Raw genomic sequence first — 13,916 nt, 5'->3', positions numbered from 1 at the left:
TTTTTAATTATTATCATTATTAAAATCTAACAGTGTTGTAATGCTTTTTTGAAGTTGATCTTGGACATCAAGAATTCGTTTAAAAATAACTGAAGGTTCTTCTAATTCTTGATATTTATAAAATAAACGAAGAAAGGGGATTTTATAACCAATTTTTGTTTTTTTATGATCAACTCATGCTTCTGAATTAAACGGAATTACATTATTTTTAATTCAAGAATTAACATAATTAATATATGGAAATTCTTCTTCATTATTAGAAGGTAAAGAAAATTCTTCATAATCACGTAATTTAGCATCTGATTGTGGACTTTTATTATCTTTTTTAAAAATTATTTTTCCATTTTCATCTTTTAATGGGTTTTCAACTGTTACTTTTAGATAACCAAAATCTTCATTATTAAAAATTTTTGATTCAACAATTATCTGATTTTGATGATAAATTTTTTCAGTAAAATCACCATAAACTTGAACAATTAATTCACGATGAATTTTTTCAATATCAACTCGTTTCGTACCAATATTTTTTTTACGATTACTAAAAGCAAGGCTGGCATCAATTAATTGAACTTTACCTTTACGTTTTTCTAATTTATTTTTAGTTAAGATTCAAATATATGTAGGAATACTAGTATTAAAAAATAAATTTTCTGGCAATTGAATAATTGTTTCTAATCAATCATTTTCAATAACATATTTTCTAATGTTAGATTCTCCACTATCTGCATCACCTGAAAAAAGAGCTGAAGCATTATGGATGATAGCCATTCGACCATTATCATTTAATTTTTTAATACCATTTAATAAAAATAATAATTGACTATCTGATATTTTAGGTAATCCAGGTGCAAAACGACCATTTTCGCCACTATCATGTTCATTTTTGATTTCTGTTTTTTCACTTTCTCAACTAATCCCAAAAGGGGGATTAGAAATAACATAATCAAAAGTACGATTTTTAAAAGCGTCATTAGATAATGTTGAACCTAATCGCATAAAATCAGGATTGCCACCACGAATCATTGTATCTGCTTTGGCAATAGCATAAGTCTCACCATTAATTTCTTGACCAAAAGTTTCAACAGAAATATTAGCATCAAGTAGTTTAATTCGTTCAGCCATGGCAGATAACATTTGTGATGTCCCCATTGTTTGATCATAAACAGTTTTAATCAAAGAATTTGTTTCATCTTTTTGATTAACTAATAATAAATCAGTCATTAAATAAACAATATCACGACTAGTAAAATGTGATCCGGCTTGTTCATTATGGCTTTCTGAAAATTTTCGGATTAATTCTTCAAAAACATAACCCATATCAGAACTTGTGATTTCATCAGCGCCTAAATAATATTCTTTTCGATTAAATTCATTAATAATTGAAAAAAGTTTATTATTGTTAGTTAATTTTTCAATTTGCTGACGAAATTCAAATTTATCTAAGATTTCTTGCACATTGTCTGAGAAACCATTTAAATAAGAACGAAAATTGTCTTCAATATTTTTTGGATCTTTTAATAAAGTGTCAAATGTATAAGAACTTTTATTATAAAATCGATAACCTGATATTTTTTCTAATTGACTATTCTTAAATTCAGAAACCAAATTTTCAGGTAGTTCTTTTAATTCTTTTAATATTTGATTGTGATTTGGTAAAAGAGTGTCATGCAATCTTTTAATAACAGTCATAGGTAAAATAACTTTACCATATTCATGCGGTTTATACAATCCATGAAGAATATTAGCAATTTTTCAAATTAATGCAGCTAATTCATCATAGCGATTGCTTGTTTGTTCATTAAGAACATGTTCTAATTTAATTTCTGACATTTGATAATCTGATCATTCTTCATAATGATTAATTCTTTTCAATTAAAAATATTAATTTAAAAGATTTTTAATTTTGCTTTAAATAAATTCGTTTTAATAATAATTTTAATAAATAAATTAATTTGATCATTACTAAATCATCATTAATTTGTAATTTTCAAGTTTAAAAAATTATTATTTTAAACAAAAAAAGAAGCATCAAAATATATCAATCTATATTTCAATGCTTCATAATAATTTAATTAAGATGATAATAAAACAATTAATTAAAATTTGGTTGAATTTTAATGTTGGAATTGAAAGATTCAGTGTTAGTTGCGTTTTTAGTTAATAGATAAATAGGTTAATAGATAAATATAAGGGAAAAAGAATAAATATGCTTTGAATCATTTTGATTGTTTTTCAACATTTTTATTAAAAGTTGTTGAAAAAGCAACATAAGCAATGAAAATGGTCATTGGAATTACAAGAAAAGGAGCCATTATCATAAAACTCATTGCTGTATAAGCTTTTAAAATACCTTGAGCGCTTTCTGTTGTTTTAACTTGACTATTAATTACACTTGAAAGACCAGAAAGAAAAATTGGAGATGAAACAACTTCAGTAATAAAAATTGCTAATACTAATGGATAAATTATAAAAGAGGTATAACCCTTAACTTTATTTTCAATTTCAAAAGAAACATTAGTTAATTTTTTATTAAAGATCATTGTTCATGGCAATAATCTATAGAAAAAATTAGCTTTAGAAACAAAATTGATTTTTTTGATTCTAACAAAACTAACTCATGAATTAACTACTAATAAGAAAAAAGCAAAAAGAATAATGAAAATATAATAAGGATTAAATGTTAAAACAAAATCTTTCCAATAATTACCAGATGATATAAAAACAACCAATAAGACAATAATTGAATATACAATTATTGAATTTCAAATATTAAAACGCATAAAAAATCTTTCTTGTTTGTTTTACTCTAAAGCAATAAACAATGATCGTCGTGAATCGATTATACTTTTTTTTAAAAAAAGATTAGAAACTTTATTAATTCTATTATTAATAAAAATTAAAATAAAAATATCATTTATTAAGTGATTATTTGAATAAAAATAAACTACTCTAAAAGTTTTAAAGCAGTTTAAATTTTATTGTTAATTGTCAAATAATGATTGAATTTTATTGATTGATCTTATTAGGATCATTTTCACTTTTGTTATAAACTTTTTTTAGTTTTAGTAATTTAAAAAAAATCACAATATCAATAATAAAAGTAATTAATCCCAATCCGATTCAATTTAAAATAATCGACGCTAATGCTGTTTTAGCTAATTTTTTATTGTCTAATTCTTTAATTATTAAAGAGGCAACAGTTAATTTAGCATAACCAAATACTGAAATAGCATTTGATACAATTGCAATAATACCAACAAAAATAACGATTAAACCAGCAAAAAATAATAAATAAGGTTGGTTTGGCTTACTAACAATGCCATTAATTTTACTACCAATATCTCTAGAAATTAAGTTTGCAAAAAAACCAGCAATTAAATTTAATTTATTAACATTTTGATTAGGAAAAGCGATTAGTACATATATTACAGTAGTAATAATCGATAATAAAATAATAACAGCATAAAGAATAAACTTTAATTTATAAATTTTAAAAATGCTTGTTATATAAGTAGGTGGGTTTAAATTTTGAAGTTGGTTCATATATTAATAAAGATATTACACGTTATATTAATTTGATTAATAATTAAATAAAGCGTTTGATTTTAAATTTTAATTGTTAAGAATTACAGTTATTCAACAAACATTTTCAAATAATCTGAGCAGTTTCATTATAAATTGTTTTAATTAAAAATCTTGTTATTATTTTTATAGAATAATAATAAAAAAACATGATCAAACTATTGATTTTTATTAGATTAAGAAGATAAATCTCATCATTAGTTTAAGTTATTTTAGTATTAACTTAAAATACTTTATATAATATATAGTTAAATTGTTGAGATCATTTGTTATCTAACTTAGTAATAAAATAGGAAAAATAATGTTTTTAAAACGATTTGAATCACGAGGATTTAAGTCTTTTGCAGATCTTACCATTATTGATTTTACTAACAATATGACAGGAATTGTTGGTCCTAATGGTTCTGGAAAATCTAATATTGTTGATGGTTTAAAATGAGTATTAGGTGAACAATCATTAAAACAACTACGAGGAAAACATAATATTGATTTTATTTTTAGTGGTTCAGATGCTCGTGAACCAGCTAATTTTGCTGAAGTTTCACTAACATTTGATAACTCTAATCATGTATTAAAAAGTGATTTAAAAGAAATTATTATTACTAGAAGACTAACTCGTGGTACTAATAAAAATGAATATTTCATTAATCATGAACCAGTTTTACTAAATCAAATTCGTGATATTTTTTTAGATTCAGGATTAACTAAACATTCCTTAGGAATTATCTCTCAAGGGACTGTTTCATGGTTTACTGAAGCTAAACCAATTGAACGACGTAAAATTTTTGAAAATGCTGCTGAAATTGGTAAATACACCCAACTTAAAAAATCAATTATTAACCAATTAAACCAAACTAAAATTGAATTATCAAAAGCTGAAATTTCTTTAAAAGAAGTTAATAAACAAGTTGAAAAATTAAGTCAACAAGCAGAAAAAGCAAAAATTTATTTAGATAAAAAAGAACAGTTAAAAAGAATTGAAGTGACAATTTTAGCTCAAGATATTCTTGAGTATCGCAATTCTTTAAAAGCAATTGAAAAAGATTTAAATACGAAATTAGCAACTTATAGTCATGAAGATCAAGAAATTCAAACAATTAAACAAAAATTAATATTAGTTAAACAAAGATTTAATGAAATTGATTCAGAGTTATATCAAGATAATCAGTTAATGTTGCAGTTATCTAATCAATGTAACCAACTTGAAAACCAAAAAAATAATTATGAAAATGAATTACAACAACAATTATCTTCTGATAATGTTGAAAACAAAATCATTGCTCTAAAACAATTTATTACTAATCTGAATTTAGAAATTAAAGAATTAAATTTTGCAAAAGATAAAATTGAAACTGAATTAAGCACTTTTGAAACAATCGATCAACAACTAAATCATAGTCATGAAAAAATTTTACGTGATCTAAATACAATTAATAACCAGTTTCAGCAAAAACAACAAGAAAAATATCACTTACAAGATCAATTAACTAATAAGTTTCGCAACGAATATGGCATTAAAGCAATATTATCTGCTAAAAATACATTAACTGGAATCTATGATGTTTTAGGTAATTTAATTAATGTTGAACCACAACATGAAAATGCTATTAGTTTAGCTTTAGCAAAAGCAGTAAAAAATATTGTAGTTGATTGTGATGATGATGCTAAAAAAGCAATTGCTTTTCTAAAAGCTAATAAAGCAGGTACAGCTACTTTTTTACCAATTAATAATTTAAGAATTCGTACAATGCCTGAACATCATTATGAAATTTTAAACCAACTAGATAATTTTGTTGGGTTAGCAAGTGAACTAGTTAGTTGTCAAGAAAAATTTTTACCAGTCATTAATGCTTTATTAGGAAGAATTATTATTGCTACAGATTTAGAAGCAGCATTAGTTCATAAACGTTATACTGATTCAGCATACAGAATTATTACTTTAGATGGTGATCAAATTTCTGCTGGTGGTTCAATTAGTGGTGGTTATAATAAAACTCGAATTCGACCTGATTTTAATATTGAAGCCAAAATTCAAGAAATTGATATGCAATTATTAGCATTACAAGATCATAGTCAGCAATTAAATGATCAAGCAGCTAAAAACAAATTAGTTTATGATGAAAATCATGCCAAAATTAGTAATTGTAAAAACCAATTAATTTTAATCAAATCACAAATTGAACAGAACACTAATAAGTTAAATAATTATCAGTGAGAATATGAAAAATACCAACAACAAATTAATGATCCTGAAAATGTAGATCAAAAGCAGAAAATTGAAAGTTTATTAACTGAATTAATTGAAAAAAAACAACGTTTAGAACAACAAAGACTAATTATTGATTCTAATATTAAAATTAAAAATAATTTATCATTAGATATTCAAAATTATGAATTTCAATTAGAAAACTTAAATGATGCTGCTAAAAAAAATAATGAAGCAATTAATGATTTACAATTAAGACAAACAAGAATTAATAGTGTTTTAGAATCAAATACTAATCGTTTAATGGAAGCGTATCAATATACTGTTGAATATGCAATTGAACATTTTAGTCAACCTTTAGAAATTAATGCTGAAGCAGCTAGATTATTAATTCGCAAATTAAGTACTGAAATTAAAAATATTGGTAACATTAATTTTAAAGCAGCTGAAGAACTAGCTAATTTAGAAAAAGACTTTAAATACAAACAAGAACAATTTAATATTATTAAACAAGCAGTTAGTGATTTAGAAAATAGTTTAGAACAACTAAACCAAAAAGCAAAAGCCGATTTTGATCATATTATTAAATCAACTAATCAAAAATTACCTGAAATTTTTCATTATTTATTTGGTGGTGGATCTTGTGAAGTTGTTTATGATGATCCTAATAATATTCTTGAATGTGGCATTGAAATTCATGCTCATTTACCAGGAAAAACAATTACTAATTTAATGTTATTTTCTGGAGGAGAGAAAACATTAGTTGCTCTTGCAGTTTTATTTTCAGTTTTGCAAGTGTCTGCTTTTCCTTTAGTGATTTTAGATGAAGCAGAATCAGCATTAGATCCAGCTAATGTTGAACGGTTTGGACAAATTATTCAAACTAATTGTGATAAAACCCAATTTATTATTATTACTCATCGAAATGGTACAATGGAAAGTTGTGAATCATTATTTGGTGTCACAATGATGATTAAAGGAATTTCTAAAATCATTCCTGTAGAATTAAAAAAAGCAATTGAATATGCTGAAAGTGAAACAAATAATTAAGATATGGCCAATTTTTTTAAACGCTTAATTGATAAAATGAAAAAAAAACCTGATTTAGAAAAACAGTTAATTAAGCAAAATGAAGCTAAAGCACAAAAAATTTTAGTTAATGTCGCTTCTCAAAAAAAATTTAATGAAAGTTTGAAAAAATCAGCAACTAGTTTTTCCAACTTAATTAATGATATTACTAAAGAATTTAAAACCGTTGATCAAAATTTCATTCAAAACTTAGAAGATACTTTAATTAGTTTTGATATTGGTCCAATTACTGCAACTAAAATTACTGAAGCCATTGTTGATGAAATTAAATATCATAATGTTAAAGATCTTGAATTAATTAAAGAAATTATTGTTGATAAAATTTTTGTTTCTTATATTCAAGATAATATTTTAGATACTGGTTTAGACATTCAACCTGACCGTTTAAATGTAATTTTAGTTATGGGTGCTAATGGTGTTGGTAAAACAACAACAATTGCTAAATTAGCATATATGCTAATTAAACAAAATAAAAAAGTTTTATTAGCTGCTGGTGATACGTTTCGTGCTGGGGCAATTGAGCAATTAATGATTTGAGCAAAACGTTTAAAAATTAATATTGTTACACCTAAAAAATATGGACAAGATCCTAGTTCAATCATTTATCAAGGCTTAGTTAAAGGTCAAGAAGAAAAATATGATGTTTTAATTTGTGATACTTCTGGACGATTACAAAACAAACAAAACTTAATGAACGAATTAGCTAAATTACATAAAGTAATTCAAAAATTTGATCTTAGTGCACCCCATGAATCTTTATTAGTTTTAGATGCTTTAGTTGGTCAATCAGGATTATATCAAGCAGAAGCATTTAATAAGGCTGCTAAAATTACTGGCATTATTTTAACTAAAATGGATAGTACTGCTAAAGGTGGCATTATTTTTGCAATTAAAGAAGCACTTAATATCCCTGTCAAATATATTGGTTTAGGTGAAAAAATTAATGATCTTTCTTCATTTGATTTAGAACGGGTTGTTAATTCAATTACTGATACGCTAAATCTTTAAATTAATTAATAGTGATTATAAAAATCAATTATTTTTTCATTGAAAAATAATCATTTATTTTAATTTCTAATGCAAAATTACTATCTTTACTTCTTTATAATAATAACATTAGATATTTTTAATAATCGTTTCTTGCTTGAATTAAAAATTATTAATAATTTTCACAACGGTACTTATTTTTATGATTAAATCAAAATGATTGATTAAAACAATAATTGTTTTTACTAGTTTTAGTTTTGGTTTAGTTGCATGTGCTAAATTTAATACTCCAACAAAAATCCCTAATCAAATTAATGATCATTCAAAACCAAATGATCAGCAAAATCCCATTAATCAAGATGATTTAAATGATCAAAAAAATCCTAATTATCTAGAAAAACCAAGTGATCAACATAATCCTATTGATCAAGAAAAACCAAATGATCAAAAAGATTTAAAATCACCTTCAGATAATGCAATTGTTCCTATAAAAATACCCCCTAAAGAAAATCAAACTGGTCGCATTTTAAAACGTTCAAATCCTAAAGGTTCAGATTGATATAGTGAAAATTCTGATCAATTTCAAATTAGTTATGCTACAGATTTAGCACCTGATAAAAGACCTTTATTGCATTATCCTAAAGATTATCCTAGTAATTTGCAAAGAAATTTTAATGATTTATTTGAACGTAAAATTGTTAATAATAATTATCAAATTGCTAACATGCAAATCCCACAAGATACTAAACGGGTTCAATATAATGTCAAAAATTTAAATTTTTCAACTGATAAGTCTGGTGTTAGTTTTAATACTTGAGATCTTGCAGCTAATAATCCAGATGCATATGATACACAAATTGCTAAAAACTCTAATAACACCGTACCTAATGATACTTATCGTAAGATTTTAAAATATTCAGCTAGTTTATATTTTGATAATGAAGTTGTTGATCTTAGTAAGGATTATACAAGTTTCACTGATGATACAGGTGATTTAAGACCGATTTATAATACACCTTCAGGAACAGGTTGAATTTTAGATTATCAAATTCCTGAAAATAATCAATATCCTACAAAATGATTTTATGCTACTAATTTACATGTGATTAGGGCATTGAGTTCAAAAGATTCATATGGTCAATATAAATACGATCCTAAAACAAATGTCATTACTAAAAATGTTAGATTACGTTATTATCCAGTTGGAAGTGATCAATATGATAATGCTTTAGGTAAATCTGGTAGTACATTAGCTAATGTTGATGCTGGGCAAATGGTAGTTTTAAAATCTGCTAAACTACTTTATACTGGAATGGATTTTCTTAAAACTAAACCAGCTGATTTTTTTCCTAACTATTTTGAAAAAGATTTAGAAGAATACATTGATTTTGCTGTTTTTGAAGCTGAATTTGCTGATCAAGAAGATGCTAAAAACGCTACTCAAAACTATTATTATGAAAAAGAAAAATTCGCTTTTAGGAAATCTTCTTATTTAACTGAACCATTAAAAAAATGAAAAGATCCGATTTTTTATTCAGCGGGATATCCTGCATCTAATAATAGTTGACCATTGATTGCTACTAATAAAAATCCTTATGAAAATGGTTGAAATTATCCAAATTTAGATAATGCAATTAAAAATCAAGGATCTGTTTTTGCTAATACCCGACAATTTTCTTCATTTAGTAATTATGAAGGCATTATTGATAGTTTTCTAAATTTAAGTGAACCAACTTTAAAATTTTGAGGTCGTTTATTAGTGCAAAGTGGTTTAGCATATGCTACAAGACATGAAGCAATGGCTGGTGGTTCATCTGGTAGTTTAGTTTTAAACAACAAGAATGAAATTATTAGTTTACATTTTGCTGACTGATTAAATTCTGATGTTGGAATTTCAGCAGCATTAAAATCAGAACGATTTTTATATAGTAATATTCCTAATTATTATTTACCAGAATATGATCTAATTTATGGTAATGGGCTTGATCAGAAAACATCATATCGTCAAGCTTTACATGATGCTTTTGCTAATCAAGGTGGGATTAAAACTTACTTGTTTGATCAAGGTGCTTAAATTTTTATTGTTAATTTCAAAATTAAGCATTATTTTTCTAAATCGATTTCTGTTAAATGATCAATAATTTCAGCATTAGAAAAATTAGATTGATTTTTTTCAATTGTTTCTAATTGCATAATTTTTTGATTGTTTTTTTCAATAATATTAGATAAAGCTAATAATGTTTTAATTCCAGTAATAAAAGTAATCAAAATATTAATAATCCCAATCGTTAAAAAAACCCACTTTAATGGATTGCTAGGATCACTATTAGTTTGAATTGCTCGAATGTTTAAAATTGCAAAAATCACATTCATAGCAATAATGCTAATATTAGTTGTTCAATAAATAGTTTTTGATGCTAAAAATTTTTTATGTAAAAAATTGTACTGGTTATTAATTTTATTTTTTAAACTATTTTTCATTGGTTCAAATCTTTCCTGATTGGTTTAATGAAATTACACTCATGCCTAATTTTTTAAATAAACGTTGAATAAATAACAAATGATGGTTATCACAATTTTGATAAATACCAATTTTGTTATTAAAAATAATTCTTTCTAATTTAATAAATTCCATTAAAGCAGCATTTTTTAAATAACGTTTTTGCATCACAAAAAAACTTAAAAAAGATGATAAAAACGAACTAATGGCACTAACAATTAAAACAATTAAAGCAAAATCGTTTGATTGTTTTAAAATTTGAGCAGAAATTAATGATGTAATTAAAGTTATAATTAAAGTTGTCACTAATGTTGCAATACTAGCAAATCAATATAAAAAACGATAAATTTTTGCTTTTAATTTAAATTTCAAATAATATTTTTCTACAAAAGATTCAAAATCTTCTTCAACAGATTTAATAATTAAATTATTTAGCACCTCGATCACCTTTTAAAGTATTTTTTAATAATGTTAGTCATGGCACTTTAACTGCTGCTAAATACTGATCAATAATTTTTTGATAATCATTGTTTCAATCATCTTCACTATATTGTGGATTATTTTTATTAGCAATGATTAAATATTCAATTTCATTCATCATATAACGATATTGTTGTCATCTCATGCTCATTTTATAACCAGCAATAAATAAGGATAATAAAAATAGTAAAAGCATAAAAACAGCAACGACAATTGTGTAAATAAACCCTGTTTCATCAAATTTAACATTTTTTAAAAAAGGTAAACTAGCACTATTGTGACGAATTTCAGTTGCTCATCAAATTGTAATAATTGCTAATAATAAAATAATAAAATTTAAAATTACTTGAATTCAATTAATGATTTTATCAGTTAGGGTTGCTAAAAAAATTTGTCTTTTCAAAAAACGTTTTTTCTGTTGGATGTAATTAGAAAAAAACGAATCAATTGTTTTAGGATCGTTTTGGATCATTAATAATAATTAATTACTTTCTTAACATTAATTTATCAATTTAAATCTTATTTTAATTTATTGTTTTAGTTTTCATCATTAAAAACTTGTAATTTGATAAACTAAACTAAAAAAATGCCAATTGAAAAATCAATTAGCATTTAATATAAAAATTTTTAATTTAATCTTTAATATCAATCAAAATATTATTAATTTGATAACCAGCTACACCTTTAGAAGCTAGTGATGATCTTGAATTTCATTGATAAGCAGCACTGTCAATACCAACTGCATAACTAAAACTAAACTGATCAACTTTTGCTAAACGCAACCAATAACGAACCCGCATTGCTGAAAAATTTTTATTATCATTTGCTCTTCAATGTCAAGTTTCAATAGGAATGTTAGTGTTAAAAATCGAATTTTCAATTTCATGAATTTTATATGTACGATCTGAGAAAGCATAAACTTTTTTTCACATAAAATTATAACCTTGATCAATTTTACTAAAGGGAATTTGAAAACTATCATAACCATCATTAGTCGTTTTTGCTGATGTAATTTTTTCTTTAGATGCTAATTTTTTTTGATTTAAATCAAAACCAGGTTCTGTATAAGAAATTAAATAAGGTCTATTAGGTGTATTTAATAAAATATTGGTTCGATTATTAGTTTTAGGTACACCACTAAAATTAAATGTTAAAAAAACTTTATTTAAAAAATCAGCATTGTTTTCAACATAATCAGATAAATTTAAAATTCCTTTTTTACTTCAAATTGGATTGTATTGATACAAATAAGGATGGTGGGGAACTGTGCGTCGTTGTCAACCAGTACTATCACTTCATGAAGTTGCTTTATTAACTTCTTGAACAATGCTATAACCACCATTAGATAAATCTTGAGCAAAATGATCTCTAGGTTTAATTTGATTAGCATTAACAGTTATTTGATCATTGACACCATAATAATATCTTGATATTGCAATATCACTAATTTTTGCACTTGATTGATACTCTTGTGAATTAGTAGTAACATTTTCAACTTGATCAAGTACATAAGTAAAATTATTAGCTTCAGAACTAATTTGAATTTCAATTTCTTTAGAAATATTAACTCTGTAATTAACGAATAGTTTAAATTTTCCTGCATTTTGTAAACGACCATTAGATAAATCATAATCAACAATTTCTTGCTTGACTTTGTTACCATTAACTAAACTACTTAAATCAATGAAACTAAAAACATTTGTTTGGTATTTTTGAACTTGATGATATTGAACGTCAATTACACTAAAACTTAAATTAAATTGTAATTTTAAACCTGGATTAGTAGGAATTGGTTGATCCTTTCAACCATTAAAAAATTCTTTTTGTCAAACTTGGCTCTTAATTTTAATAGTAGCCATATTATCAAATTTAGTAATTGGAACAGAATTTGATGAATCATCTAATTGATTAACTTTGTGATAAGGATAAACAAATGATTGAGAAGCAAATTTAGTCGTATAAGAATTTTCATTAATTAATGTTTGATGATCTTTATGAGGAACTTTAACACTACTTAATTGCTTTGGGCCTTTAGGAATTGGTCAAAATCATTGTTCTAAATCATTAAACTTATTAATGTCTCAAAAAATAATTGGTAAGATTTGTGGTTGATTATTTTGATTAATAACAACTTGAAATTGATTTTGAGCACTAACATTAGATAATTTTCTTGTGCTTAAACGATTAGTTTCTAATTCTAATGAAATTATTAAATCACCCTGACGATTTAGTTCAGTAATTAAATAACCACTAATTGATCCTAAAGTGTTAATAAAATCATTATTAACACTATAATCAAACACTTTATGACTAAATGATTTAGATAAAACTAGTTCTGTTAAATTAAAACCAACTAAATTGTTTTTATATTCAAAAGATAAATTTTTGTTTTGAATCTGATCATAAGCACTAAATTTTAAATCAAACAAAAATGCTAACTGTGGTTCAAAGCGATGTTTAAATGCTTGAATGATTTGCTCTTTTGTCATATTCATTTGATAAAACTTGAAGCGTTGATGAGGGTTATTAGTTGTACTACTAACTTGATTAATTTGAAATTGATGCTCAGGCTGACTTAAAGTAGTTTGATATTCATTATTATTTAATTCCACTGATTGAGCAGCTTTTAAATTAGCAGGATGTAAAATAGCTATTTTATTTGATTCTTGAAGATAATCATGGTATTTGTTATGAAAAATGGGAATTTTAAAATTTTGATCATAACCTACTTCTAATGCTGAAGCATAATTATTAGATGTTTGTGCTCCTAAATTATTTGATAAAAAATAATATAAGCCATATGAAGAACCAGTTATAACTAAAGAAATTAAAACAAGCCCAATCAATTTGGGTGATTTTTTTAAACGCATAATAATCAAAAACTCAACTTTTGAAAACCAAAAATAATTAATTTAATTATTAAAAATCTTCTTTTTAACAAATTAATTATTATGATTATCATTTTTCAATAAAATTTAATAATCTTAAATAAACGATAAAAAATTTAATTAAGAATTAAAAAATGTTAATTTAATAAATTATTTAGTTAAATATTTATTAAACCTAACCATT

Annotated in this window: 10 protein-coding genes; 3 read left to right on the top strand and 7 right to left on the bottom strand. The window is 24.4% G+C overall.

What is annotated here, in order from left to right:
- Nucleotides 1-3 precede the first annotated feature (3 nt).
- The 3 genes from MCAV_RS00840 to MCAV_RS00830 form a co-directional block, all read right to left on the bottom strand.
- Complete coding sequence (locus tag MCAV_RS00840; RefSeq protein ID WP_391592008.1) at nt 4-1,830, bottom strand: N-6 DNA methylase; 1,827 nt, start codon at nt 1,828-1,830, stop codon at nt 4-6.
- A 323-nt stretch (nt 1,831-2,153) separates the two neighbouring features.
- On the bottom strand, nt 2,154-2,780 hold the full coding sequence (locus MCAV_RS00835) for a hypothetical protein (RefSeq protein ID WP_391592007.1): 627 nt from the start codon (nt 2,778-2,780) through the stop codon (nt 2,154-2,156).
- 226 nt (nt 2,781-3,006) lie between these two features.
- Nucleotides 3,007-3,543, bottom strand: a complete 537-nt coding sequence (locus MCAV_RS00830; protein WP_391592006.1) for a hypothetical protein — start codon at nt 3,541-3,543, stop codon at nt 3,007-3,009.
- Nucleotides 3,544-3,883: 340 nt separating this feature from the next.
- On the opposite strand from MCAV_RS00830, the gene MCAV_RS00825 reads away from it, so the two are divergent.
- The 3 genes from MCAV_RS00825 (at nt 3,884) to MCAV_RS00815 (ending at nt 9,938) form a co-directional block, all read left to right on the top strand.
- Nucleotides 3,884-6,838: an AAA family ATPase gene (locus MCAV_RS00825; protein ID WP_391592005.1), complete on the top strand. Its 2,955-nt coding sequence runs from the start codon at nt 3,884-3,886 to the stop codon at nt 6,836-6,838.
- Between the two features lie 3 nt (nt 6,839-6,841).
- Nucleotides 6,842-7,885 (top strand): signal recognition particle-docking protein FtsY, encoded by a 1,044-nt coding sequence (gene ftsY, locus MCAV_RS00820; RefSeq protein ID WP_391592004.1) that lies wholly within the window; start codon nt 6,842-6,844, stop codon nt 7,883-7,885.
- Nucleotides 7,886-8,066: 181 nt separating this feature from the next.
- Nucleotides 8,067-9,938, top strand: coding sequence for an MIP family Ig-specific serine endopeptidase (locus MCAV_RS00815; protein ID WP_391592003.1), 1,872 nt, complete (start codon nt 8,067-8,069; stop codon nt 9,936-9,938).
- 29 nt (nt 9,939-9,967) lie between these two features.
- Here the strand turns inward: MCAV_RS00815 and MCAV_RS00810 are convergent, their stop codons facing one another.
- The 4 genes from MCAV_RS00810 to MCAV_RS00795 form a co-directional block, all read right to left on the bottom strand.
- Entirely contained in the window at nt 9,968-10,345 is a 378-nt protein-coding gene (locus tag MCAV_RS00810) for a hypothetical protein (protein WP_391592002.1), read from the bottom strand.
- Nucleotides 10,335-10,802 carry a DUF4231 domain-containing protein gene (locus tag MCAV_RS00805; protein WP_391592001.1) on the bottom strand — a complete coding sequence of 156 codons (468 nt, stop codon included), beginning with the start codon at nt 10,800-10,802 and terminating at the stop codon, nt 10,335-10,337. The genes MCAV_RS00810 and MCAV_RS00805 overlap by 11 nt, the downstream gene beginning before the upstream one ends.
- Nucleotides 10,792-11,316, bottom strand: a complete 525-nt coding sequence (locus MCAV_RS00800; protein WP_391592000.1) for a hypothetical protein — start codon at nt 11,314-11,316, stop codon at nt 10,792-10,794. The genes MCAV_RS00805 and MCAV_RS00800 overlap by 11 nt, the downstream gene beginning before the upstream one ends.
- 160 nt (nt 11,317-11,476) lie before the next feature.
- Nucleotides 11,477-13,714, bottom strand: a complete 2,238-nt coding sequence (locus tag MCAV_RS00795; protein WP_391591999.1) for a hypothetical protein — start codon at nt 13,712-13,714, stop codon at nt 11,477-11,479.
- Nucleotides 13,715-13,916 lie beyond the last annotated feature (202 nt).

The sequence above is a fragment of the [Mycoplasma] cavipharyngis genome (assembly GCF_042984175.1).
Classification (GTDB): domain Bacteria; phylum Bacillota_I; class Bacilli_A; order Mycoplasmatales; family Mycoplasmoidaceae; genus Mycoplasma_N; species Mycoplasma_N cavipharyngis.
The sequence above is the reverse complement of the archived record's forward strand: the minus strand, read 5'-3'. Positions and strand labels throughout refer to the sequence as shown.